Annotated in this window: 30 protein-coding genes; 19 read left to right on the top strand and 11 right to left on the bottom strand. The window is 56.5% G+C overall.

Annotated features, from left to right (window positions below; genetic code table 11):
- Window positions 1-148 precede the first annotated feature (148 nt).
- The 7 genes from FGD77_RS22435 (at window position 149) to FGD77_RS09155 (ending at window position 3,365) form a co-directional block, all read left to right on the top strand.
- Window positions 149-322, top strand: coding sequence for a rod-binding protein (locus tag FGD77_RS22435; protein ID WP_369682714.1), 174 nt, complete (start codon window positions 149-151; stop codon window positions 320-322).
- A 58-nt stretch (window positions 323-380) separates the two neighbouring features.
- A complete protein-coding gene (locus tag FGD77_RS09180) occupies window positions 381-671 on the top strand; it encodes a flagellar protein FlgN (RefSeq protein ID WP_255008778.1) in 291 nt (96 codons plus the stop codon).
- A gap of 207 nt (window positions 672-878) precedes the next feature.
- A complete protein-coding gene (locus tag FGD77_RS09175) occupies window positions 879-1,709 on the top strand; it encodes a flagellin (protein WP_255008776.1) in 831 nt (276 codons plus the stop codon).
- Between the two features lie 75 nt (window positions 1,710-1,784).
- Entirely contained in the window at window positions 1,785-2,162 is a 378-nt protein-coding gene (gene flaF / locus FGD77_RS09170; RefSeq protein ID WP_255008774.1) for a flagellar biosynthesis regulator FlaF, read from the top strand.
- Window positions 2,159-2,563, top strand: coding sequence for a flagellar biosynthesis repressor FlbT (gene flbT / locus FGD77_RS09165; RefSeq protein WP_255008770.1), 405 nt, complete (start codon window positions 2,159-2,161; stop codon window positions 2,561-2,563). The genes flaF and flbT overlap by 4 nt, the downstream gene beginning before the upstream one ends.
- Window positions 2,560-2,775, top strand: coding sequence for a hypothetical protein (locus tag FGD77_RS09160; RefSeq protein WP_255008765.1), 216 nt, complete (start codon window positions 2,560-2,562; stop codon window positions 2,773-2,775). Before flbT ends, FGD77_RS09160 begins: the two co-directional genes overlap by 4 nt.
- Window positions 2,745-3,365: a DUF1217 domain-containing protein gene (locus FGD77_RS09155; protein WP_255008764.1), complete on the top strand. Its 621-nt coding sequence runs from the start codon at window positions 2,745-2,747 to the stop codon at window positions 3,363-3,365. Before FGD77_RS09160 ends, FGD77_RS09155 begins: the two co-directional genes overlap by 31 nt.
- Before the next feature lie 577 nt (window positions 3,366-3,942).
- On the opposite strand, the gene FGD77_RS09150 is transcribed toward FGD77_RS09155, so the two are convergent.
- Complete coding sequence (locus tag FGD77_RS09150) at window positions 3,943-5,322, bottom strand: FliI/YscN family ATPase (protein ID WP_255008762.1); 1,380 nt, start codon at window positions 5,320-5,322, stop codon at window positions 3,943-3,945.
- Window positions 5,323-5,408: 86 nt separating this feature from the next.
- On the opposite strand from FGD77_RS09150, the gene FGD77_RS09145 reads away from it, so the two are divergent.
- Genes FGD77_RS09145 through FGD77_RS09105 form a run of 9 tightly spaced genes read left to right on the top strand, consistent with a single transcriptional unit; the run spans window position 5,409 to window position 10,032 of the window.
- Window positions 5,409-5,795, top strand: a complete 387-nt coding sequence (locus FGD77_RS09145; RefSeq protein WP_255008760.1) for a FlgB family protein — start codon at window positions 5,409-5,411, stop codon at window positions 5,793-5,795.
- A 12-nt stretch (window positions 5,796-5,807) separates the two neighbouring features.
- Window positions 5,808-6,197, top strand: a complete 390-nt coding sequence (flgC, locus tag FGD77_RS09140; protein ID WP_255008758.1) for a flagellar basal body rod protein FlgC — start codon at window positions 5,808-5,810, stop codon at window positions 6,195-6,197.
- A 47-nt stretch (window positions 6,198-6,244) separates the two neighbouring features.
- On the top strand, window positions 6,245-6,535 hold the full coding sequence (gene fliE, locus FGD77_RS09135; protein WP_255008756.1) for a flagellar hook-basal body complex protein FliE: 291 nt from the start codon (window positions 6,245-6,247) through the stop codon (window positions 6,533-6,535).
- A 4-nt stretch (window positions 6,536-6,539) separates the two neighbouring features.
- Window positions 6,540-6,809: a flagellar biosynthetic protein FliQ gene (locus FGD77_RS09130; RefSeq protein WP_255008754.1), complete on the top strand. Its 270-nt coding sequence runs from the start codon at window positions 6,540-6,542 to the stop codon at window positions 6,807-6,809.
- Window position 6,810: 1 nt separating this feature from the next.
- Entirely contained in the window at window positions 6,811-7,530 is a 720-nt protein-coding gene (locus FGD77_RS09125) for a flagellar hook-basal body complex protein (RefSeq protein ID WP_255008752.1), read from the top strand.
- A gap of 10 nt (window positions 7,531-7,540) precedes the next feature.
- Window positions 7,541-8,326, top strand: coding sequence for a flagellar basal-body rod protein FlgG (gene flgG / locus FGD77_RS09120; RefSeq protein ID WP_255008750.1), 786 nt, complete (start codon window positions 7,541-7,543; stop codon window positions 8,324-8,326).
- Window positions 8,326-8,742 (top strand): flagellar basal body P-ring formation chaperone FlgA, encoded by a 417-nt coding sequence (gene flgA, locus FGD77_RS09115; protein WP_255008748.1) that lies wholly within the window; start codon window positions 8,326-8,328, stop codon window positions 8,740-8,742. The genes flgG and flgA overlap by 1 nt, the downstream gene beginning before the upstream one ends.
- An 11-nt stretch (window positions 8,743-8,753) precedes the next feature.
- Window positions 8,754-9,482: a flagellar basal body L-ring protein FlgH gene (gene flgH, locus FGD77_RS09110; protein ID WP_255008746.1), complete on the top strand. Its 729-nt coding sequence runs from the start codon at window positions 8,754-8,756 to the stop codon at window positions 9,480-9,482.
- 10 nt (window positions 9,483-9,492) lie between these two features.
- The gene (locus FGD77_RS09105; RefSeq protein ID WP_255008744.1) at window positions 9,493-10,032 is read left to right on the top strand and encodes a flagellar basal body-associated FliL family protein; all 540 of its coding nucleotides are present in this window, start codon (window positions 9,493-9,495) and stop codon (window positions 10,030-10,032) included.
- On the opposite strand, the gene FGD77_RS09100 is transcribed toward FGD77_RS09105, so the two are convergent.
- The 10 genes from FGD77_RS09100 to fliL form a co-directional block, all read right to left on the bottom strand.
- Window positions 10,020-10,439 carry a hypothetical protein gene (locus FGD77_RS09100; protein ID WP_255008742.1) on the bottom strand — a complete coding sequence of 140 codons (420 nt, stop codon included), beginning with the start codon at window positions 10,437-10,439 and terminating at the stop codon, window positions 10,020-10,022. The genes FGD77_RS09105 and FGD77_RS09100 overlap by 13 nt on opposite strands.
- A complete protein-coding gene (locus tag FGD77_RS09095) occupies window positions 10,436-11,521 on the bottom strand; it encodes a flagellar biosynthesis protein FlhB (RefSeq protein ID WP_255008741.1) in 1,086 nt (361 codons plus the stop codon). Before FGD77_RS09095 ends, FGD77_RS09100 begins: the two co-directional genes overlap by 4 nt.
- Window positions 11,521-12,294, bottom strand: coding sequence for a flagellar biosynthetic protein FliR (locus FGD77_RS09090; RefSeq protein WP_255008739.1), 774 nt, complete (start codon window positions 12,292-12,294; stop codon window positions 11,521-11,523). Before FGD77_RS09090 ends, FGD77_RS09095 begins: the two co-directional genes overlap by 1 nt.
- Window positions 12,291-14,372 carry a flagellar biosynthesis protein FlhA gene (gene flhA, locus FGD77_RS09085; protein WP_255008736.1) on the bottom strand — a complete coding sequence of 694 codons (2,082 nt, stop codon included), beginning with the start codon at window positions 14,370-14,372 and terminating at the stop codon, window positions 12,291-12,293. The genes FGD77_RS09090 and flhA overlap by 4 nt, the downstream gene beginning before the upstream one ends.
- Window positions 14,369-15,184, bottom strand: coding sequence for a transglycosylase SLT domain-containing protein (locus tag FGD77_RS09080; protein ID WP_255008734.1), 816 nt, complete (start codon window positions 15,182-15,184; stop codon window positions 14,369-14,371). Before FGD77_RS09080 ends, flhA begins: the two co-directional genes overlap by 4 nt.
- Before the next feature lie 78 nt (window positions 15,185-15,262).
- On the bottom strand, window positions 15,263-17,536 hold the full coding sequence (locus FGD77_RS09075; protein ID WP_255008732.1) for a hypothetical protein: 2,274 nt from the start codon (window positions 17,534-17,536) through the stop codon (window positions 15,263-15,265).
- On the bottom strand, window positions 17,533-18,402 hold the full coding sequence (gene motA / locus FGD77_RS09070; protein WP_255008730.1) for a flagellar motor stator protein MotA: 870 nt from the start codon (window positions 18,400-18,402) through the stop codon (window positions 17,533-17,535). The genes FGD77_RS09075 and motA overlap by 4 nt, the downstream gene beginning before the upstream one ends.
- A 70-nt stretch (window positions 18,403-18,472) precedes the next feature.
- The gene (locus FGD77_RS09065) at window positions 18,473-19,063 is read right to left on the bottom strand and encodes a MotE family protein (RefSeq protein WP_255014164.1); all 591 of its coding nucleotides are present in this window, start codon (window positions 19,061-19,063) and stop codon (window positions 18,473-18,475) included.
- On the bottom strand, window positions 19,063-19,428 hold the full coding sequence (locus FGD77_RS09060; protein WP_255008729.1) for a hypothetical protein: 366 nt from the start codon (window positions 19,426-19,428) through the stop codon (window positions 19,063-19,065). The genes FGD77_RS09065 and FGD77_RS09060 overlap by 1 nt, the downstream gene beginning before the upstream one ends.
- A gap of 9 nt (window positions 19,429-19,437) precedes the next feature.
- Complete coding sequence (gene fliL, locus FGD77_RS09055) at window positions 19,438-19,941, bottom strand: flagellar basal body-associated protein FliL (RefSeq protein ID WP_255008727.1); 504 nt, start codon at window positions 19,939-19,941, stop codon at window positions 19,438-19,440.
- Window positions 19,942-20,063: 122 nt separating this feature from the next.
- On the opposite strand from fliL, the gene fliF reads away from it, so the two are divergent.
- Genes fliF through FGD77_RS09040 form a run of 3 tightly spaced genes read left to right on the top strand, consistent with a single transcriptional unit; the run spans window position 20,064 to window position 22,569 of the window.
- A complete protein-coding gene (gene fliF / locus FGD77_RS09050; RefSeq protein WP_255008725.1) occupies window positions 20,064-21,686 on the top strand; it encodes a flagellar basal-body MS-ring/collar protein FliF in 1,623 nt (540 codons plus the stop codon).
- Window positions 21,686-22,273, top strand: a complete 588-nt coding sequence (locus FGD77_RS09045) for a flagellar biosynthesis protein (protein WP_255008723.1) — start codon at window positions 21,686-21,688, stop codon at window positions 22,271-22,273. The genes fliF and FGD77_RS09045 overlap by 1 nt, the downstream gene beginning before the upstream one ends.
- Window positions 22,273-22,569 (top strand): FliM/FliN family flagellar motor C-terminal domain-containing protein, encoded by a 297-nt coding sequence (locus FGD77_RS09040; RefSeq protein WP_255008721.1) that lies wholly within the window; start codon window positions 22,273-22,275, stop codon window positions 22,567-22,569. Before FGD77_RS09045 ends, FGD77_RS09040 begins: the two co-directional genes overlap by 1 nt.
- Window positions 22,570-22,582 lie beyond the last annotated feature (13 nt).

The raw sequence follows: 22,582 nt of genomic DNA, 5'->3' as shown, positions 1-22,582 counted from the left end.
GCCCCGAGTACGATAAATTCGAGGTATTCCCATGACTGAAACTTTACCATTCACGGCGACGCAGGCAGTCCAACCGCATGCCAAACGGGTGACGCCACCCTCGGCACGGGAAACCGCGCAGAAACTAGAGGCGACCTTTCTGGCGGAGATGTTGAAATCCGCTGGATTTGGCAAAAATGCAAATTTTTCTGGCGGCATTGGCGAGGAACAATTTGCATCCTTTCAAAGGCAGGCCCTGGCCGACGAAATGGTCAAGGCTGGGGGGCTGGGCCTCGCCGATGCCTTTTACCAATCAATGATGGAGGCGTCCTATGACAAATGAGGTCACTCACACACTGATAGATGATCTGAATACCCTCCTGGATCGGGAACGCGCCGCATTGCTGGACGGCGACCTTGAGGCAATTTCTGCACTTCTCCAGCGCAAGGAAGCTTTGATTGATCAGTTGAACACGCAAGCGCCACAATCGCGCGAGGACATGTTGGACCTGAAGGGAAAGCTCGCCCGAAATCAGGAATTACTGGACGGTGCGCTACAAGGCATCCGCAAGGTCGCCGCGCGCATGGCAGCCGTTCGCAGGATTCGCCGCAACCTTGAAACCTATGACAAAAGCGGTCGCAAATCCGAGGTTCCCGGCATCATCGAACACAAGATGGAAAAGCGCGCCTGACATTAATTTGCCTCAAATGCCACTGAGATAAAGGGCTGCCTTAGCATTCCATTAGCACATATCGGCCCATTCTAAGCCTGCATCCGATCTGGATGGCGCAGCATAAACGAAATGGCTGCACGGGTCAGAATGACATTTGAAAACCGCCTCGAATCCGAGGCGGGACATGAAACAGGCGCAAAGCGCCGCAAGCTATAGGAAAATGCTATGTCCAGCATTCTGACAAACAACAGCGCAATGGTTGCATTGCAAACCCTGAAATCAGTCAACAACAACCTGGGCAAGACTCAGGACATGATCTCAACCGGCAAGGAAATCGGCAAAGCCAAGGATAACTCGGCCATCTGGGCGATTTCAAAGGTGATGGAATCCGATGTCAGCGGTTTCAAGGCGATTTCGAAATCTCTGGCGTTGGGCGAATCAACCGTGGCCGTGGCCTCAGCCGGTGCCGAACAGATCACCAATATCCTGAAGGATATGAAGGAAAAAGTGGTCGCCGCAACCGGCGAAAACGTCGACTACGCCAAACTCACTGCGGACGTGGATGAGATGAAGGCGCAGATCACGTCAATCATTGGCGCGTCGCAGTTTAATGGTGCGAATCTGCTCGACTCCAGTGTCGCTGCGACCGGCATTACTGTCCTCTCGTCTATTGACCGCGACAACGCCGGTGCGGTTGCCGCCAGCAACATCACTGTCGATTCGGTTGATTTCACAGCCAACTTGGTTCTGACTGATGTATTGGTCGACAGCGCAGCAAACGCCGAAACGTCGATCACGGCGCTTGAGGCCCATATCCAGACCGCAGTCGATGGGGCCGCAGCCTTGGGTGCGTCAGCCAAGCGTATCTCCGACCAGGGTGACTTCGTCTCGAAGCTGACGGACGCCATGAAATCCGGCATCGGCGCCCTCGTCGACGCCGATATGGAGGCAACGTCGGCCCGCCTGCAGGCCCTTCAGGTCCAGCAGCAGTTGTCGACGCAATCGCTGTCAATTGCCAATCAGGCACCACAGGCGATCCTGTCGCTGTTCCGCTGATAATCCTGTCAGGGGTGCCCAACCGGCACCCCTGATCCCTCAGCCCAAGATCGAAATTTCCGGAAGGACTAACTTGTGAACGCGATTCGCCAAGCGCAGAATGCCTATGGACAGACCAATCACTCGATTCGGACCCTACGCGGGACGGAATATGACGCAGTAGCGCGCATTACTCACCGTCTGAAATCAGCCGCCGAAAGCGAGCCGCTGGACATGAAAGAGCTGGCCGGAGCAATTCTCGACAATCGCAGCATGTGGACTCTTTTCGGTACAGAAGTCGCCGATCAGGACAATCCTCTGCCCAAGGAATTGCGCGCGCGCATCTTCTATCTTGCAGAGTTTACCGATGAACACAGCCGAAAGGTGCTGAACCGCACCGCAAGCGCAGATGCACTGATAGAAATCAACACCGCCGTCATGCGCGGCCTTCGTGACAGGAGTGACGCGACATGAGCGGCCTTGTCCTCAAGCTCGGGCCAAAAGAGCGTGTTTTGATAAACGGCGCCGTGATTGAAAATGGCGACAAGCGATCGCGCCTTTCGGTTGTCACCCCCGAAGCGAACATTTTGCGCCTCCGCGACGCGATACACCCGGAACACGCCACGACGCCCGTCCGGCGTGTCTGTTATGCCGCGCAGTTGGTTCTGTCAGGGGATGCTGATCCCGATGACGCCCGCCTGCCCCTCCTGCGTCGCATAGAGGAACTGAGCCAGATCCTGACCGATGCCGACAGCCGTAGTCACTTGGCGCAAGCGACCCAATCGGTTCTGGACGGTCAATTTTATCAATGCCTGAAATCGTTGCGTAATCTACTTGGACGCGAGGATAGGCTGCTCGCTCGACACGCATCATGACCTTCCAGCCCGCTCTTGCCGCTGGCGGTCTGACTGGCTGGAGCTTTCTAAACCGCACCCTCGGACAGCAAACCAAAGCGTTCGAAAGAACCCCGGAGATCCGCCGTGATACCGAGTATTTTGAAAAGAATATTGCACAAGCCCGCACGGCACCGAAGACTTGGTATCGGATCGCCGCCTTTTGCGGGTTGCGCTCGGTGCGTTTGGACTAAGCGACGATCTGAATAGCAATGCGTTCGTTCGCAAGATTTTGGAGGGCGGGACACAAGACACCGACGCGCTTGCCAACAAGCTTTCGGATGTTCGATACCGCGAATTCTCCAAAGCGTTCGGCTATGGCAATATCGGCGGCGCGCGCACCGGCAGTTCGTCTTGGGCACGTGGCATTACAGCACGATTTCGGCAGCTGGAATTCGAGGTCGCTGTCGGTAATCAGGACCAAAGCATGCGTCTGGCGATGGATGCCAAGCGCAACATGCCAGATATCGCCAAGCAAACCGGCACGGATGAAACACGCTGGTTCAAAATCATGGGCAACCCCCCGATGCGTCAAGTATTTGAGACAGCGCTCGGCCTCCCACCGAGTTTTGCCCAAGCCGATCTAGACACACAAGTTGCCGAGTTTTCAGATCGCGCCAAACGGCAATTGGGCTTGGATAGCCTCAGCGCCTTATCGGACACTGCCATTCAGGATGCGGTGATCGAACGCTTTCTGATACGTGATCAAATCAAGGCATTTCAGGTTCAATCCGCCGGGTCCGTTGCCCTCACACTCTTGCAGAGCGCGCCACGACTTTTCTGATGCGTCGCAACTGTAGGCGATCTAGTGAAATATCTGGCGGACAGGCTCACGATATTTGCCAGATAACCAAACTGCTAGTGTAGCAGCACCCATCCGCGTAAATCACTCGCGACCAGCTTGGGCGCCATGCCAGGGCACACCCTGAGGCATGCGCGGACTCCGACTTACTCGACCTGCGGCGGCTTTCATTGACAACCACGGTTGCCATGCAAGCCACGTCGCGCGACCAACCACCTAGGAATTCATCTTATCTGCACATGCACCCGATGATCTGGCTTCCGCATACGGGAGCTTTATGTGCAGTTCGGATCCAGCGTATCAGTTCGAGGCCTGCCGCACAAATAGAACGTGGCGCGCAATGCGGCCTAAGCCGGTGGATCTCAGCCAAAAGCCAGCGTGCAATACGCACACTCGGCCGATGATCCGGGACAGTCCTCCAATTGCCTGATCTGGCAGCGCTGCCGACTAGGAAAGGAAAACCCATCCGTCTCAACCGTTCAATTCCCTCGAACCACTACGCGACCTCACGGCAAGACTGCTGCATCCCTACCCCACTGCGGACTCCGATCTCTCTATCCTATTTAGCCGGGCGCATACCGACGCCCGTATGCAATTTTTGCCCCTGTGACGGCGCAGCTGACGCACGTCGTAGAATCAGCGCCAAACGGTCGAAGCTGTCCTTTGTCGTTCCGGCTTCGATTTCCGCTAAAAAACGGTCAAGATCAGGCCAGGCCCGAATTGCCCTATCCAGTTCGGGATCACTGCCGTGCGCATACAGGCCTGCGCGAATCATGGTCTCGGAGCGGTCGTATGCCCCCAAAAGCGCGCGCGCCTGACGAAGCAGATCATTCTCCGCATCCGAGGCCGCACGCGGCAGGCTGCGTGAGACCGAGCGCAATAGATTGATTGCGGGATATCGCCCACGCTCGGCGATGTCGCGATCCATGACGACATGGCCATCCAAGACACCGCGCAGAATATCCGCCACAGGCTCATCCATATCAGATCCGGCTACCAGGACGCTGAAAATACCGGTAATACTGCCCTGACCTTCGCCCCCTGGGCCTGCCCGTTCGCAAAGCGACATGATCATATGCGCGGTTGATGCAGGATAGCCGCGCAAGCTGGGCATTTCTCCGGCGGCGGTTGCGACCTCGCGATGCGCCTCGGCAAACCGGGTGATCGAATCGGCCAGGAGCAAGACGTCCAGTCCTTGGTCGCGAAAATGCTCGGCCACGGCCATTGCGGTCCATGCGCATCGGCGGCGCACCAACGGTGATTGATCCGATGTGGCGGCGACGATCACGGACCGGGCCATGCCTTCGGGCCCCAAGACATTTTCAGCAAATTCGCGCAGTTCTCGCCCCCGCTCGCCAATCATTGCGAAAACGACGACATCGGCCTGCATATTGCGGCCCAAACTGGCCAAAAGGCTGGATTTCCCCACACCGGATCCGGCAAAAAGGCCAATCCTCTGGCCGCGAACGATAGGCAGGAACGTGTTGAACACTGCGGTTCCGGTCTCCAACCGGTCACCCAGGGAATTACGCTGTGCAGGCGGCGGCGGATCAGCGCGCAAGGCGCGCGACACGGCTCCGCGCATCAGAGGACGGCCGTCGATTGATCGCCCGTAGGGGTCGATTATGCGGCCGATCCATCCATTCGACGGCGCAATCGTTGCGGCATCCTGCAACGACACACGATCGCCCAAGGATACCCCCGTCGGCGCGTCGTCGGGCAGCATGACGACATGGTCTTGCGCCAGTCCCAGCACCTCACCAGACAGCTCAGACCCGTCGCGCCGCCGCACACACAGCCTGTCACCCAATCGCGCCGCCACCGACAAACCAGCGATTTCCAGCGTAGCGCCCGCAACGGCACTTACCCTTCCGATCGCATGGACGGCGTGCAAGCCCGCGATCTCCGCGCCAAGACACTCCAGATCATTTGTGCTCATCGGGCTCTCCAAAAAATCTTCTGAAAACAATTTCTAAAGGAATCACAGTTAATCCTTGATTGAAGACGACCGAGAGAGACGAAATAATGTTTGAGAAGCTGCAAATTTTTCGCATGGCCCACGCCATGGCCCAGCACGCCGGCGCACGGCAATCTGTGCTGGCGCGCAATATGGCGAATGCGGACACCCCCGGATACAAGGCCCGCGATATCGCGCCCTTTGCCCAGACATATAAGGCCGGGGACGGGTTCGCCGCCCGCACCACGCGTCCGGGGCATATTGGCGATAGCGCGGGCGGCTACGCGGTGGAAATGCGCGACGCTGCCAGTACCGAGACCGACCCAAACGGCAATTCCGTCTCGCTCGAGCAGGAAATGCTCAAGGCCGTCGATGTCAAACGGCAGCATGATCGCTCGCTGGCGATCTACAAGTCAGCCCTCACCGTTCTGCGCAGTGCAACCGGGCGCCGTTAAAGGAGACCATCCATGAGCGACTTTTCCGATTCTCTTTCCCTGTCCTCGTCCGGCCTCAAGGCGCAGGCCGCCCGCTTGCGGCATGTTTCCGAGAACATCGCCAACAGCGATACCCCCGGATATCGGCGCAAATCCGTTGCATTCGAAACAGTCATGGGCGGTACGACGCCCGGCGCCGTCGAAACGGGGCGTGTGCATCTGGACAAAAGCGAGTTGGAGCGGATCCACGACCCATCTCACCCAATGGCCGACGAGAGTGGCAACTATGCAGGCTCGAACGTCGAATTGATTATAGAAATTGCAGACGCGCGCGAAGCACAGCGCAGCTATGAGGCCAACCTGAAAATGTTCGATCAGGCGCGGCAGATGTCGTCCAGCCTGATGGACCTTCTGCGCCGTTGATTTGGCCGCAAAACAAACCTGAACAGTAATAGAAAAGGAATTCCAGAATGGAACTCAGTGCCCTTGGCGCCGCCAGCAAATACACCGCCGCCCGTCCCGCGACCGATCCCAAGGATGGCGCGGACGGTCCTGTCCAACTGGCCGCCAACCTCGCCCGCGATTTCGCTGCGACCCTGCAAGACAGCGAACAACTGGCCAAATCCGCGATGACCGGTGGGGCTGATCCACATGCGCTTGTCCAGGCCCTCGCCCAGACCGAACTCGCCGTCGAGACAGCCATCAGCGTGCGTGACAAGGTGGTCGAAGCCTATCAGGAAATCCTGCGGATGCCGGTCTAGGCCGATGCAAAGCGAAGTGATTTTCTACGACACCCTGCGTCAGGGATTGTGGGTGGCTGTGATGATCTCGGTCCCGATCCTGACGGTCGCCCTGTTGGCGGGGCTGACCGTGGGCCTGCTTCAGGCGCTCACCTCAATTCAGGAAATGACCCTGACCTTCGTTCCGAAACTGGCGGCCATCGTTGCCGTTTTCTGGATCTCGATGGGATTTATGACCACGACGCTCGTGTCGTTCTTTCAGGATCGGTTGATCCCGCTCATCATAGGAGGCTGACATGGAAAATGCTGGCTACACCACACTTACCCGCCAATCCGGCCTCATGCGCGAGATGCAGGTGGTCGCCAACAACATCGCCAATGCCGCGACCTCAGGATACCGGCAGGAAGGGCTGATCTTTTCCGAGCACATCACACGCATGCAGGACGGCCCGTCGCTGTCTATGGCCACGGCGAATGTCCGCAACACCTCGATGGTGCAAGGCGCATTGACGCAGACTGGCGGCACGCTCGATTTTGCAATTGAGGGCGACGGTTTCTTTCTGATTGAAACGCCCGCAGGCGAGCGCCTGACCCGCGCGGGCAGTTTTTCGGTCTCGGCCGACGGCGACATGGTGACGAATGACGGCTTTCGCGTGCTCGACGCGGGCGGCGCGCCGGTCTTCGTGCCGCCTGATGCGGCCAATCTGGCAGTATCGCCCGACGGCACGGTCAGCGATGATGGCCGCCCACTGGCGCAGATCGGGCTGGTTCAGCCGCTCGACCGCACCGGCATGGTGCGCGAAGACGGCGTCATGTTCCGCTCCGAAGCAGGGTACGAGCCAGCCGAGGGCGGGCGCATTCTGCAAGGGTTCGTGGAGGGTGCCAATGTCGATCCCATCGGCCAGATGGCCCGCATGATCGAGATCCAGCGCGCCTATGAGATGGGCCAGAGCTTCCTCGAGAACGAAAACAAACGCATCCGAACCGCGATGCAGACCTTCATCCAATCCAGATAGGAGACACCACATGCGTGCCCTGAAAATCGCCGCCACCGGCATGGCGGCTCAACAGATGCGGGTCGAGACGATCTCGAACAACCTCGCGAACATGTCGACCACGGGCTACAATGCCCGCCGCGCAGAATTTGCCGATCTGCATTATCAGCAGCTATCCCGCGCCGGCAGCATCAATGCGGCAGACGGCACGGTCCTGCCGACCGGCGTCCAGTTGGGCCTGGGCGTGCGGCCTGCCGCCGTGTCGGTGCATTTGGCGCAAGGCTCGCTTTCGGCGACAAACGGCGATCTGGACGTGGCCATCGACGGGAATGGATTTCTCGAAATACAGCTTCCGTCTGGAGAAATGGGCTACACGCGCGACGGTGGGCTGAAACGCTCAGCCGAAGGGGTCATCGTCACATCGGACGGTTTTCCGGTGGCGCCCGAAATTGTCATTCCCGACGATGCGCGCAGCATTTCGATCAATGGCGAGGGCGAGGTTTACGCCTATTTTCAGAACAATGTCGAAGCGCAGCTTCTGGGCCAGTTCACCCTGGCCAATTTCACCAACCCCAAGGGGCTGGAGGCCCGCGGTAGCAATCTGTTCACCGAAACCGAAGCATCCGGCCCCGCGCTCAGCACCACGCCGGGGCAGGACGGGCTGGGCACGCTCAGACAAGGCTATCTCGAGGACAGCTCGGTCGATCCGGTCCGCGAAGTAACCGAACTGATCGAAGCGCAGCGCGGGTATGAGTTGAATTCCAAGGTCATCTCGGCCGCCGATCAGATGCTCGGCGCAACTGTGCAGGTGCGCTGATGAGATATCTCGCCCTCATAGGCTGCCTGATCGCTACGCCCGCTGCCGCCGATACCGTGCTTGCCGCGCGTACCATCCGTGCGCAAACCCTGATCACAGCCCAGGATCTGGTGGTGAAAGATGTCGATGTCATCGGCGCCATTTCGGACCCCACCCTGATCGCCGGCCAAGAGGCACGCGTGGCGCTCTACGCAGGCAGGCCCATCCGGCCCGGCGATATCGGCCCACCTGCTTTGGTCGAGCGAAACCAGATCATTGCGCTGATCTATGACAGGTCCGGCCTCAGCATCACCGCCGAGGGCCGGTCGCTATCTCGGGCCGGTCCGGGCGAGACGGTGCGTGTGATGAACATGTCCTCTCGTATCACCGTCACAGGCCAGGTCCTGCCGGACGGCCGCGTTTTCGTATCTTATTAGGGGGCTGCATCATGCGCATCCATTTCGCCGGTTTTTGCCTTATCCTCGGCCTCGCTGCGTGCGGACGCGCCGGACATATCGGCAAAGCACCCGAGTTCACCCCATTAATAGATTCGCCCGAACAGGCTGCGATGTTCAGCCCCGGCCTGCCCGAGACGTCCACTTACGAGCGCAAGGCTGATCAGGCATCGCTATGGAATGCCGGGCGCCAGTCGCTGCTCGGTGACCGGCGCGCGATGAAGCGCGGCGATATCCTGACCGTTGTCATCGATATCGACGACGAGGCCAAAATATCAAACTCGACCTCCAGGTCGCGCTCCGGTTCGGAAAGCCTGGGGATCCCTCAGCTCTTCGGCCTGCCTCAGCGCATAGACGAAAAACTCCCGGTAGGCGCCAGTATGGCCGATGCCGTGTCGCTTGACTCGACCAGCAAATCAGGCGGCGACGGGTCGGTCAAGCGCCGGGAAGAACTGACACTGCGCGTCGCCGCGACCATCATGCAGGTTTTGCCCAACGGCATTCTGTCGATCCAAGGCAGTCAGGAAGTTCGCGTGAACTACGAAATGCGCGAGCTACTGGTCACCGGCTATGTACGCCCCGAGGATATCACGCGCCAGAACCAGATAACCTACGACAAGATCGCATCCGCCCGCATTTCCTACGGTGGACGCGGTCAGATCACGGACATGCAACAGCCGCGCATAGGCCAACAGATTCTGGACGCTGTGCTACCCTTCTGAAAGGACTCCAATGAGACTTCTCATACCCCTCATCCTATTACTGGTCGGCCTTGGCGGTGGGGTAGGCGCGGGCCTAGCCCTGCGCCCAACGCCGGAGGCCGCCGCGCTACCCCCGGGCAAGGGCGGAAAAAATGAAGCAGGCGTCGATGCGCATGCAACGCCCTCGGGCACCCATTCAGCCGCCAAGGATTATCGCAACTCGAATCACGGGGGCGACACTGCCGACAATTTGGAATACATCAAACTGAACAATCAGTTCGTCGTTCCCATCGTCACCAAGGACGATGTTGAAGCGATTATCGTGATGTCCCTCAGCCTTGAGATCGCGGCCGGCCAGTCAGAAACCGTCTATCAGCGCGAACCTAAGCTGCGAGACGAATTCCTGAGCGTCCTGTTCGATCACGCCAATATGGGCGGTTTTCGCGGCACCTTTACCGATACGGGAAAGCTGTCGTCGCTTCGCAACGGTCTGTTTAGCGTCGCAAAGAACACACTGGGACCGATTGTGACTGCTGTTCTCATCACCGATATCGCCCGTCAGGACTTGTAACTGCGCAACAGCGCCAGATCCTCGACGGCACGTTGATCGCGGCCCAGCGCAGACTTGCGCCGGGCCGCTTTTTGCTGCTCCAGCAGGGCCGAGACAACTTCGGCACGACCGAAAGTCTGGGTGAGCGCAGCCATTTTTTCCGCTTTTGAAACCAACACTTGCGCTAATTGTACGTTCAGATCCTGCCGCGAGCGCTGCGTCCAACCCTGCCAGAGCATATCCGCACCGATTGCGCGCGGCGCAGCCCATTGATCGGCAGGCAAGGCGCGTGCCGCGCGTCTTTTTTCATCCAGATCGACCAGCGCATGGCGCAAGTCTGCCTCCTGCCGCAGGACATCGCGCAACTTGGCCTGCTCGGCCTGATAGGCCGCTTCTGTCGCTTGTTTCAACTGGTGCAGATCGTTCATGTACGGCCCTTTGCGCGGTGCCGCATGGTTTCGGCAAATCTGATCGCCGCAGCGACGGCGCGGTAATGGTCGGGATCGATCTGCTGGCCAATCTCGGTCGTTGCGTGAAGCGCGCGGGCCGTGGGCGGATCGTGACGGATGGGCACCCCGTGCTGCATCGCCAGATCGCGGATGGCCAGCGCCACATGGTCGACGCCCTTGGCCACGCATTCCGGGGCTGCGCCCGGCGCGCGGCTCCATTTCAGCGCGACAGCATAGTGGGTCGGGTTGACGACAATCACATCGGCCGTCGGAACATCGGCCATCATCTGATCCTGTGCGATACGCATGCCCCGTGCGCGTCGCTCGCTCTTCATGTGCGGATCACCCTCCTGCTGCTTCGCCTCATCGCGCACCTCCTGATGCGACATCCGATTTTTGCGGAGATGATCGAAATGCTGCCACAGGAAATCGAGCACGCCGATACCGATTGCGACGAGGCAGACGATCAGCATGAATTCGGTCAACACCTGCGCGAGCAGTGCGCCAATGCCCCTCGGCTCGGCGTAAAGGGCGCTTTGCAACGCGGGCAGGCGCCAATTTAGAAACAGCCCGAGACTGACGGAGTAAACCACCAGCTTGACGAAACTTTTCGCGAACTCAAACAGCCCGCTCGCGCCAAATTTGTTTTTCGCGTTGGAGATAGGATTTACCCGCGATCCTTTGAGGGCCAGCTTCGTCGGGGCGAAAACCAGCGTTCTTGTGGCAAAGAGACTGAGCAGAGCCAGCCCCGCCGGTATGGTGAACCAAGCAATAAGACCCAGCCCCATAGCCCCGATGATACCACCGATCGGCGCCGACGCATGGCCGTCAAAGATGATATCTGCCAAGCCTTCCGCCTGATCGATCATAACCATAAGCAAAGACGAAACGTAGGTGATTGATTGCGATCCGACGGCCAGTCCCGTCAACAGGAAGCCGACATAGGCCGCCGCCGCGGTGAGATCCGCAGATCTGGCAAGTTCGCCCTTTTTGCGTGCCTCATCCAGCTTGTGCTGGGTCGGCTCCAGGCTTTTTTCCGCATCGTCGGACTGTCCTGACATCAGCGCGGCCCAAATGGATTTGCGACATACCCCTGCAATGCGATGCCCCAGATGCTCAGCATAACCGGCGCAAGCAAAAAGAGTAGAACCAGCCCACCGGCCGTGATGACCGGGGCGCCGACGAAAACAACCATCATCTGCGGCATCGCCCGGTTGATGATGCCAAGTGTCAAATTATAGAGCACCGATATCAGAACAAAAGGGGCCGCCAGACTGAAGGCCAGTGAAAAGGCACCAGCCACCTGCGCCACACCCCATTGAGAGGTCGAGCTAGCATCCGGCAGCGCGCCGACAGGAAAGATGCTGTACGTCGCGATCACCATTTCCGCCACATGCACATGAAGATGCAAGATCATGGCCAAAGCGATTCCGCCCATCGTCAGCACATGCCCAATGGCAGGCAGCGGCGTAGCCCCTGCGGCCCCCAGAATCTGCGACAGGGATGTCGCTTGTGCGGCCATGGACCCAGCCGTCTGCAAAGCCAGCAGAAACATTCGAAAACCGATGCCTATCATCAATCCGACGGCCGTCTCGCTCAGAACGGTCCGCGCAATATCCAGATCACTGAACTGACTGGTGTCGATATAGGGTGCCGCCGCCGGTGCAACTACCGCCGTGAAGGCCAGCGAAAGGACAAGCTTCACGCGAACAGGGACCACCCTTTCACCAAACCCAGGAAAAAGAGCCATGATCGGCCCGACTCGTAAAAAGACGGTCGCGTGCAGCCACAGCAGATCTTGGCTGATCTGCAACAGTTCAGCCAACCCGCTCATGCAGCAACCACACCAACAAGCGACGGCTGCGCCTCTACACCGATTTCCTCAAAGGACAGCACCGGGTTACCGATGTTCTTGGCCGACAGCACGGTTCTAAGGAACCTTCGCCGCGCAGTGGACGTGACGATAGCCGGGAAAATGCCCATATCCGCCGCGCGCGCCACCTCGCTTGAGACCGACGCGGTCAGCGTATTGAACAGCTCGGGCGGCAATGCGACATCCAGCCGCCCCCGGTCCTGATCCATCTGATATGTCTGAAAAGTCTCCTCCCATTCCGGTGCCAATTGTATGAGAGGCAAGGTGCCATCATCGCGTTGCAAATTAGCGACCAGTTGGAACCCAAGGCGCTGGCGAACATGCTCGCAGATTGCATCGGGCGACTGATGCAGTTGCCGCCCCTCCGCCGTTGCCTCGAGAATGAGAGGCATGTTGCGAATGGAGACTTGCTCAGCCAGAAGCAGACGCAATATTGCATGCAAAAGATCGGCAGGCACCCGGTCGGGAATCATCTCATCCAGCAGCTTGCGGTTCGCTTCTGACCGGGATGGATCACTTAGGTTGACCATTTCATCAAGAAGTTTGCGCATTGCCTTCATCGTCAGAAGGCGGCTGAGGTTGCGACGGATAACCTCAAGAAGATGCGTGGCCAATACCTCTGTCGGCGCAACGATCGTAGCGCCTGACAGCGCAATAGCATCCTGATCCTGTGCTGAAATCCAGCGCGCCGGCGCGCCGTAAACAGGCTCCATCACGTTCTCGCCGATCGGTAGGTCTGCAATATTGGCCGGGTCCAGCAACAGGACATGATCGGTTCGTAAACGCGCCTGACCCTGCTCGACGCCTTGAACCCGGATGACGTAGCTGCCGCTGGGCAACGCGGGGTCGTCTGTCAGCCGTATCTCGGGTAAAATTAGGCCATATTGCGTCGCAACATGGGTTCTCATATTTGCAATCCGCGCATCCAGCCCCGTGCCCGGATCCAGTACCAGATTGACAAGGTCCGGAGCAAATTCGACGTGAATATCATCCAGCTCCAGTATGTCGCCCAATGACTTTTCAAGTGTCCGCCCCAAGGAAGCGTCCGGCTTCGTTTCGGTTTTAGAGCGCACCTGGGATCTTTTGTATGAAATGACGGCTGTAGCCCCCAGTCCAATACCGCCGATAATAAAGGGTAGAAAAGGCAGACCGGGAACGAGCGCGAAGAGTACCATGAGGACGGCGACCGTGCCCATCGCTGCCGGGTGCCTGCCCAGCTGTGCCGCCAAGGCCAGATCGGTCGCACCAGTACTTCCACCACGCGCGAGCAGGAGTGCCGAAGCAATCGAAATTATGACTGCTGGAATCTGCGTGACCAGCCCATCGCCGACGGTGAGGATCGTGTATGTTTCAAACGCCGTCGCAAGGGGCATATCGTGCACGACCACGCCCATGATCAACCCCATAACGAGGTTGAGCAACGTGATCAGCAAGCCGGCGATTGCATCACCCTTAACAAATTTCGAGGCGCCATCCAGCGACCCGAAGAATGTCGTTTCCTGCTGTTCTCGCTCGCGTCGCTCACGCGCCTCGGCATGGTCGATCGCGCCGGCAGACATATCGCTGTCGATTGCCATCTGTTTGCCCGGCATTGCGTCCAACGCAAACCGCGCGCCCACCTCGGCCATGCGAGCGGCGCCTTTTGTTATAACCATGAAATTTACGATTAGCAGAACGCCGAATACCACGAGACCCAGAAACACGCTGCCGCCCATAACGAAGCTTGCGAAGCCCTCGATGACACCTCCAGCCGCATCCGTTCCGGTATGACCCTGGCCAATGATTAGTTTGGTAGAGGACACGTTCAGCGACAAACGCAGCATTAGGGAAGCGAGCAGAATTGTGGGAAAAGCAGAGAAATCGAGCGGGCGCTCAATAAAAAGCGTGATGGTAAAAATCAGGATCGCCAATGCAAATGATGCTGCGAGTCCCACATCCAGCATCCAGGAAGGGACTGGTAGGATCATCATTACAATGATTGCCATCAACGCTAGCGCTAATAGGACCGTGGGTTGAAATATTTCGCGAATAGATATCACTCTTCAGCCCAACGTTCGCCTCTTGCAGAAAATGCAATAATTTTCACATGACCGCCAACTATCGGAACCAATGAACTGAATTTATGATTCTTCGCACCACCCTTTAAAAATGGATAGCTATTTATATCGTGAGAAGTTATTGAAACCATTTCGCTCCCGCTCATATCCCTCCCACCCTCCTTTGGATAAGGTGAAGCCGAATCATCTCCATTACTCAAAACACCTCTAAATATCCTATCGAATATTTTCATATATCTTTTAGCGTGTTTTTCGGTTCGAGAGTGGTAAGCTCCTACAGCCGAAGACCAGTTACCTCTCTCAACGTAGAGTTTTTTTAAAAACCTTGCAGCATATATTGCATTTTCCTCTGGATCGAACATTTTCGAAACAGAATCAAAATTTTCACCGTGCCATTTGAAGCTTATCTGAAAACACCCTATATCAATATTTCTTGATCCATTTATGGATTCGCCATTAACGTATGACAATGCACTTTCACGAGAGTCAAACCATTTTCCAGTACCGTCCATATTCACCGTCCAAGGCCATGGCTCCAGCCGCCCAGAAACTGTCCTTCCAGTCTCGCTCCGGGCAACCGCCTGCAAGACCGCAAACGGGACCCCGGTCTTTGTAGACGCGATGCGGGCGGCAGTATCACAGATTTCTTTTGATTGAGCATCTGCGCCCGAAAATATGGTGGAAAGTGTTACACATATGAAAAACATACACTTAGCGTAAACCTGCCCACTCAGGCATCCGGAGTAGATATACACACCATATGCACATCGTGATTTTTTGGATACTGACTTCACCAAGAGCCCCTTGAATGCACCATACAGATCAAGGAATTAATAACAAAAAATCATTTAAAATTAGTAACCAATAGTAAGTTAGTTTATGCTATCACTTAAAGCTTCCGATGCCTCAAGAAATCGCGTAACACCATCGCGGATAAACTCGCTCTCCGCGAGCAGCGTATCACCCCTGAAGAGAGGAGCGTTAACGCCCCCTTCTACATTATTCTGATCATTAATTTCTATTATGTTTGTCAACTCAGGATCGGCAAGCCTTGCGGCCTCCGTCCAGTCATCCCCTTGCAATGCCTGTCTCAATGCACCTTCGTCATCTCCTGATGCTCCGTAAAGTTGTGATGCAACCATGTGATTACCCAACTGATCATTTGCCTCAGCACGCAATGCATCGACATCAGCACCACTCATGCCAAGCAAACTGCCAATGGCGTCTCTTGGTGCACCCATAGCAAGCGAGGCCTCAGCCCTTAGAAATTGCCGCTTTTCCTGGGCCGTCCCCTCTGCACTTCCTGTTAGATATATAAGCGCTTCGGAGGGAAACCCCAATTCGAGCAATCGATTCGCCACCTCATTTTCAACAACTCCGGACAACTCCAGATCACCTTTTTTTCCGCGATAGCCCAGATGCTTGAGGAAAGTTACATCATCAGCATTACGGACCGTATAGGACGCGATCACATCAGCAGATCGAATCAGAGCCTCACTCCAGCCATCGGCCTTGGAGCTATTGATCTCATCAAATGCCAATTCGTATCGACCCACAGCGGCCAAGGCGCGCATATACCTGTGGCCAAGAGCTTCGCCAATCTCGGCTCCCCTTTGCTCATGCGCATACGACCCCACCAGATCAATCCAGCCAAGAGGCATATCTGAATATTCGTCCACTCGATTGTCAATCAGCCCCATTAAGGCCAGCGATGAAATTTCAGTATTGCTATCAACTACAGAAAGTAACGCTTTTTCAGATTCCTCTAGAACTTCCTCACTGACGTTACCACTCATCCAATCAAACTTTACATCACCAGAAGATCTATTCAAAATACGAAAAATTCTTTCTGACACACCATTTTGATCACTTTCTTGAAATTTCTCAACCAGCCTTGGAGCAATCAAAATTCTCAGGTGGTACGGAAGTGACGACATCGCTCTGAGAATCGCATCAATATTTGCCCCCTGTAAAGAGTTGCCATCCCCATAATTCAATGCAGACCATAGCGCTACATTATTGTTGCAGCCGACTTGATCTTCAAAAATTTTTACTCTCGTTACACCTCCATCCAAAATCTGAGAAATGGCCAAATAGACACCGCCACTCTCGTCACCCAACCCTTCCGCGGTGATGATCTGCTCAGCTTCCGCACCAAATCCAAAATATAGATAAAGTCGCACTATATTCAATTTTGACGCGACATTACCCTGGCCCATAAATTCCGCAATTTTTCGGTGCGCGGCGCCGATCTGATAGAGAAATGGATCTTCCTCCCCCCAACTTTCAATGGATATCTGGTCATCAGGGATGCATGATTTACCTTCCTGATTGTGAACCAGATTTTGCCCATCACTACCCAGAAATGGATCCGCGCTTGTATACGAAATCATATTTCCAAGTGCCATACTCCGTTCCGGTTGAACTTTGTCTGCATTGGGTTCTTTTGGAGACTCCACATCTTGCGTTGCAAGTCCACTGTCCGCGTACGTCATACTCAAAGCCAGATCGACCAGACCCAAACCTGCAGCGCGCCCAAATTGTTTCGCGATATTTTTTCGGGCAGCTCCTGACGACCTTTGAGACGCCTGACCTCCATCTGTGAAGGTTTTGAGTGTTGGGAATAGGCTTTTCCCAGCGAGCCGAATTGCAGTTTCTTGAGAGGCATCTAAACTAGGGGACCTGCCTGATTGCATCAGCCTTGGCGTCTGTGGTTTGTTGGATTCCACTTCATGGATGGAAATATATTTTGGAACCGGTACCTCTAGATCCGAAAATTTTTCATCAGATACATCCACGACCAGCATGGAGCTTCCATGCCAAAAGACATTAACTTTACAATTACAATTTAGGCCTATAGCCAGGCCCGCCTTTCCTTTCAATGATTCAATGCTTTTTATTCTTTGATCAGAAATACGCATGAAAACCTGTTTCAGGTCCCACTCAATTTCTCTTGCCTTCAGAACCAAATCTTTGACATTTTTCGTTCCAGAAAGCGTCCACCCAATGCGTTGAGGAAGGTGTACTACAAGCCGAGAGAATCCATCATGTTCGCCAGACCGAACGACGACTTTTTCAGCTGCTGCCAGTGACGCCATAAAGGACACCACAACACTAAGCCAGAAAACTTTCATATTGATATTCATGCCGCGTCCTGCTTGAGTGTTTTCAGCGCATCTTCCAGATCTATGAAGGACGGACGGCAATGTGATGGAGTGTTCTGACGGCCAACCTCGATACAGATGTTTGTTGCGTGGTTGTGCAAATTTGCTATCAAAACTTCCCTGATAAGCTGATAAAAATGGGCATCCTCTTCGACAACCGATTTCACCTTTGCGGCGAAAGGTCCCACCAGACCATATGCGAGGAAAACGCCGAGAAACGTCCCCACGAGTGCCCCTCCGATCATTTTCCCCAAAATCTCAGGAGGCTGGTCGATCGAGGCCATCGTTTTGATGACGCCGAGAACCGCCGCCACAATACCGAGCGCGGGAAGGCCATCGGCCACCGTTTGCAGGGCATGACTGGAGTGCATTGCATGATGCAGATTTGCGTCAATGCGCTTTTCCAGCACCTCTTCTACCTGGTGAGGGTCGTCATAATTCATCGACGCCGACCGCAATGTGTCGCTGATCAGCGCGACGGCTTCTTTATCAGATAGGATTTTGGGGTATTTCCCGAAAATCAAGGACTCCGCCGGGTTTTCGATATGCTCTTCTATTGCGACGGGATTTTGGCGACCCAGGCGCAGCAGCTCAAACAGAAGACATAGAAGATCGCGATAGTCGCCCTCCCGCCATTTCGGTCCTTTGAACACCTTTCCAATATCCCGGATCGTATGTTTGATCCCAGCCAGGTCATTGCTGAGCAGGAAAGCCCCCGTCGCTGCGCCGCCAATCATCATCATCTCGAATGGAAGCGATTTCAGAATAATGCCCAGCTTTCCTCCCGCAGCCAGATAACCGCCGAAAACCATCACAAAGATGAGCACGATACCTATAAGACCGATCATTATATTCTCCGCGCATGGGTTCGACAGCAATCTGTCAGCATCAGGTTAAAATTTGCTGACTGGATATATTTTACTGGGTGGGTGCACCAGCATTGCGCCCGGCCAGCACCACCGAAATTGTATGCGCGGCCTGGGGGCTGAGACCCGCCATGATTCCTGCCGCCGCCTCAGGGCGCATGCGGCCGAGGAAACCAGCCGCAAACTCCGGGCTCATCTCCTCGAAAAGGGCTGCGGCCTGTTTTGGCTTCATGGCCTCGTAGACTTTGGTCAGGCGGTCGACATCGCTCTCGGCGGCCGTATCCGCCATGGCCATCGTTCGGCGCAGTTCCTTTTCCGCCGCTTCCAGACGGGCAAGCTTGCTTTCGATTTGACGGTCGGCCAACTTCAACGCTTGATGCCGGTCGAGCATTGCTTTTTCCTGCTGTTCCAAACGCGCCTCTCGTTTCTGAAACCCTTTCAGCATGGCGTGAAAATCGTCGTCAGTTTTGCAGGCTGTCGCCGTGGTTTGCCCTGCCGTTGCGCTGTCTTGCTCCGCACCTCGCGCCCATGCCTGGCCAGCATCGCCACCAAGGCGAAGGACCGCCGACGCGACGAGCAGACACGCGATCAGTCCCAACGTGCCTCGCGCATTTTTTGCGCGCTTCTTTGCTTTCACGCGCATCACTGAGATGCTCCGGCCGAATCGTGACGACGGAAGATGGGCCCGTTTGTCGTTTTGAGCTCTGGCTCTGGTGGCGGTTCAGAAGGCAGGTCGTGCATAGACGCCATCATCAACTCCAGCCGCTTGGCCACGCTTTCAGCACGGGCCGTTAAGTTTTCAAGCGTGGCTCCAGATGTTTCCGCCGTCGCTTGCGCAACATCAAGCGTTTTGGCCAGATCGTCGACCTGCATGGACAAAACCGCCACCGCACCGCCCATCCCGGTTTCAAGATCGTTGAACCGATTTAGACGCCGGGCAAGAATGTAGCAGTAAAATCCGGCCCCCAGCGCACCTGCGACCAATAGAAAATCAGCGATAAGTTCCATGTGTCCTCCTTAGTTCAGAACAAATTCCATGATGAGCAGATCATTGATCCGATCCCCCCCCGTCACGACCTGAACACGGCGCAGCATTTGCGCACGCAGCCTCAAGAGCCCTGCGCTATCGGTCAGGTCTTCCAGCTTCAGCGCGCGTAAATATGTATTCAGCACATCCACGACACGCGGCAACAGCTGTTCCACCTCAGCGCGATAAGCCGGAATCACCTCAAGCTCTGCTCGAAATCTCAAATGTCGGCCCGACATCCCTTTGCCGAGCGATATCACCAGTGGCTCGATCGGCACGTAGGCGACAACTGGCATCGCACCTACCTTGCGATGCGAATCATCCATGGGTCCCGCAGGGGCGCTTGCTTGTGAATCAGATGCAAACAACAGGCCGCTATGAACCGCATAGAAACCACCGCCGCCGCCAGCGAGCGCTAGAACCAGCCCCATAATCAAAGGCATTTTCGAGCGTTTCACAGGTGTTTCGCCGGTGTCTTCTTTTTTGTCAGCCATGATGCGACCCTCGTTTGCTTCCGGGTCAACATAGTCGGCAGGCACTAACCGATTGTTAAGGCTGATGCGCCAAACATGACCCCACCGTCCGGCAGAACGCAGGACATGTGGAGGCAAAGAAATTGCAGAATATCGCGACCCTCTGGACCGCCCTGGATCCGCGCAGGCGCATTGTCGTCGTGCTTGCCGGCATTGCGATTCTCGCAGTCGTCATCGGTCTGACGCGATTGGTGGCGACACCCAGCCTTTCATTACTCTACGCAGGCCTCGAAAGCGGTCCGGCAGGCGAAGTGGTGCGCGCATTGGAACAGCGCGGCGTCACCTACGAAGTGCGCGGGGGCGCGATTTTCGTCGAGTCCGGTCAACGCGACACGCTGCGGATGACGCTTGCCAGCGAAGGGCTGCCGACCAATTCCAGTCAAGGCTATGAGCTGTTGGATAGTCTGTCTGGCTTCGGGACCACGTCCCAGATGTTTGATGCCGCGTATTGGCGCGCAAAGGAAGGCGAACTGGCCCGCACCATCATCGCGAACCCGTCCATCATCGCGGCGCGCGTACATATCGCGAATACCGGCTCGAATCCCTTCCAAAGGGATGTGCGGGCGACGGCGTCGGTGATGATCACGTCGGGCGGCAACGATCTGCCTGCAAAACAGGCGCAGGCCATCAAGTATCTGGTCGCCAGTGCCGTGCCGGGCCTGACTGCCGAAGATGTATCGGTCATTGACAGCGTCGGCGGCTTGATTGGTGCCGTCGAGGAAGCGCCATCCAATGTGGGTGAGGATCGCGCCGATGCATTGCGCCACCGCGTCGAGAGGCTGCTGGAGGCACGCGTCGGGTCCGGAAATGCAGTGGTCGAGGTCAGCGTTGACACCGTCAAGACGACAGAGATCGTTCGCGAACGGACGATCGATCCGGAGAGCCGCGTCGCCATCAGTATCGACACCGAAGAGCGCACGAATTCCGCCTCGGATCAGGGTGGCGGCGATGTCACCGTTGCCTCCAATCTTCCGGATGGCGACGCGGCGGGGAATGACAGTTCCAGCAGCCGGACCAATGAGACACGAGAGCGAATAAACTATGAGGTTTCTGAAACCGAAAGAGAGATCACTCAGGCCCCCGGAGCAATCAAACGCCTTAGTGTCGCCGTCCTGATCAATGGCACGTCCACGACAAACCCGGATGGGACCGAGAGTTTTGCGCCGCGGCCCGACGCTGAAATGACCGCCTTGCAAGATCTTGTCGCCTCTGCCGTCGGCTACAGCGAAGAACGCGGCGATGTCATCACTCTCAAATCCATGCAGTTTGAACCGATCGCGGTCCTCGGAACCTCTGCCGAGCCATCCCTTTTCACATCGATGGGGCTCGACATGATGTCCTTGATCCAAGCTGTAGTTCTCGGCTTGGTGGCGCTGATCCTCGGCCTGTTCGTGGTCCGTCCGATCCTGTCTCCGGCGCGCGGTTTAACCAACATGGCTCTTGCCGGGCCACCTGCTTTGGATGCCGAATCTACCCGCAATACGGGGAACGTCGCCCCTCCGGTGCAGGCGCTTACAGGTGAAATCGACGAATCCCAGATGAACGCGGACGACCTGCCCATCATCTCCGAGCGCAACGCCCGGATCGCGAATGCTGCGGAGGGAGAGGATGCAGTGGCACGTCTGCGCAGCATGATCGGAGAACGGCAGGAGGAAACAGTTGAGGTCCTGCGCAACTGGCTTGAAGGAGAAGAGGAGAACGCGTGATGACTATATCCCATTTGCTCGAAGACTTTTCAGGCGGATCCGACGCGCATACCTTCTCGATCAGCGACGTCTCGCTCGAAGAACAGCGCCTGGAGGCATTTGAGTCCGGTTACAAAGCTGGTCGGGACGATGCCGTAAAAGCCGCAAGTGATGACTCCAGCCGTATTGCTGCCGATTTCGCCGCAAATTTACAGGACATGTCTTTCACCTTTCAGGAGGCGCAATCCAGCTTGCTGACGGCATTGCGCCCCCTGTTGACTGGCATGGTCAACAGCGTTCTGCCCCGCCTGTCCCGCCAAACCCTTGGCGCTCGCGTACTGGAAACGCTGGACGCAATGGCCGCCGCCACCACAAACGGCCCGATTGAGATCACGACAGCACCGCAGAACACAACGGTGCTGCAAAAGATCCTCGACGAGCAGGGAGTGGACAACGTGCAGATCACCGCCGAGCCGTCACTGGGCGATGGTCAGGTGCACATCCGCGCAAACAACAGCGAACAGGAGATCGATCTTGACGCTGTTCTGGCTCAGATCGACGCGACAGTGACCGGATTTTTCGATGACAGACAAAAGGACATCGCATAATGGATGCCAAGACAGACACCCCCGCCCCCCCTGCGGACACCGCCCATCCGTTTTCTACGGTGCCAATCGAAATCACGATCTCAGTAGGCAAGGCCAGACCGCTGATCCGCGACCTGCTCAAGCTCGGCAAAGACGCTGTCTTGCCGCTAGACAAAAACGTGGACGATCCGGTGGAGCTTTACATTGGGGACCGCCTGATCGCCCGCGGTGAGCTGGAAGAGCTGGAAGGCGATCAAAAAGGCCAGCTGGCCGTGCGCCTTACCGAAGTGGCCGATCTCCAAGACGGTTTGACATGATCGCGCGTGTTCT

Origin of the sequence: Roseovarius sp. M141, from assembly GCF_024355225.1 — a bacterium.
GTDB lineage: Bacteria > Pseudomonadota > Alphaproteobacteria > Rhodobacterales > Rhodobacteraceae > Roseovarius.
The sequence above is the reverse complement of the archived record's forward strand: the minus strand, read 5'-3'. Positions and strand labels throughout refer to the sequence as shown.

Coding starts and splice junctions, on each gene's coding strand:
- FGD77_RS09175 (WP_255008776.1), top strand. CDS start 879: ATGTCCAGCATTCTGACAAACAACAGCGCAATGGTTGCATTGCAAACC.
- FGD77_RS09130 (WP_255008754.1), top strand. CDS start 6,540: ATGCAAAGCGAAGTGATTTTCTACGACACCCTGCGTCAGGGATTGTGG.
- FGD77_RS09095 (WP_255008741.1), bottom strand. CDS start 11,521: ATGTCAGGACAGTCCGACGATGCGGAAAAAAGCCTGGAGCCGACCCAG.
- FGD77_RS09160 (WP_255008765.1), top strand. CDS start 2,560: ATGACCTTCCAGCCCGCTCTTGCCGCTGGCGGTCTGACTGGCTGGAGC.
- FGD77_RS09045 (WP_255008723.1), top strand. CDS start 21,686: ATGACTATATCCCATTTGCTCGAAGACTTTTCAGGCGGATCCGACGCG.
- flgC (WP_255008758.1), top strand. CDS start 5,808: ATGAGCGACTTTTCCGATTCTCTTTCCCTGTCCTCGTCCGGCCTCAAG.
- motA (WP_255008730.1), bottom strand. CDS start 18,402: ATGATCGGTCTTATAGGTATCGTGCTCATCTTTGTGATGGTTTTCGGC.
- flgH (WP_255008746.1), top strand. CDS start 8,754: ATGCGCATCCATTTCGCCGGTTTTTGCCTTATCCTCGGCCTCGCTGCG.
- FGD77_RS09090 (WP_255008739.1), bottom strand. CDS start 12,294: ATGAGCGGGTTGGCTGAACTGTTGCAGATCAGCCAAGATCTGCTGTGG.
- FGD77_RS09125 (WP_255008752.1), top strand. CDS start 6,811: ATGGAAAATGCTGGCTACACCACACTTACCCGCCAATCCGGCCTCATG.
- FGD77_RS09150 (WP_255008762.1), bottom strand. CDS start 5,322: ATGAGCACAAATGATCTGGAGTGTCTTGGCGCGGAGATCGCGGGCTTG.
- FGD77_RS22435 (WP_369682714.1), top strand. CDS start 149: ATGTTGAAATCCGCTGGATTTGGCAAAAATGCAAATTTTTCTGGCGGC.
- flbT (WP_255008770.1), top strand. CDS start 2,159: ATGAGCGGCCTTGTCCTCAAGCTCGGGCCAAAAGAGCGTGTTTTGATA.
- FGD77_RS09040 (WP_255008721.1), top strand. CDS start 22,273: ATGGATGCCAAGACAGACACCCCCGCCCCCCCTGCGGACACCGCCCAT.
- FGD77_RS09075 (WP_255008732.1), bottom strand. CDS start 17,536: ATGAATATCAATATGAAAGTTTTCTGGCTTAGTGTTGTGGTGTCCTTT.
- FGD77_RS09105 (WP_255008744.1), top strand. CDS start 9,493: ATGAGACTTCTCATACCCCTCATCCTATTACTGGTCGGCCTTGGCGGT.
- flgA (WP_255008748.1), top strand. CDS start 8,326: ATGAGATATCTCGCCCTCATAGGCTGCCTGATCGCTACGCCCGCTGCC.
- flgG (WP_255008750.1), top strand. CDS start 7,541: ATGCGTGCCCTGAAAATCGCCGCCACCGGCATGGCGGCTCAACAGATG.
- fliL (WP_255008727.1), bottom strand. CDS start 19,941: ATGGCTGACAAAAAAGAAGACACCGGCGAAACACCTGTGAAACGCTCG.
- FGD77_RS09100 (WP_255008742.1), bottom strand. CDS start 10,439: ATGAACGATCTGCACCAGTTGAAACAAGCGACAGAAGCGGCCTATCAG.
- fliE (WP_255008756.1), top strand. CDS start 6,245: ATGGAACTCAGTGCCCTTGGCGCCGCCAGCAAATACACCGCCGCCCGT.
- FGD77_RS09145 (WP_255008760.1), top strand. CDS start 5,409: ATGTTTGAGAAGCTGCAAATTTTTCGCATGGCCCACGCCATGGCCCAG.
- FGD77_RS09060 (WP_255008729.1), bottom strand. CDS start 19,428: ATGGAACTTATCGCTGATTTTCTATTGGTCGCAGGTGCGCTGGGGGCC.
- FGD77_RS09065 (WP_255014164.1), bottom strand. CDS start 19,063: ATGCGCGTGAAAGCAAAGAAGCGCGCAAAAAATGCGCGAGGCACGTTG.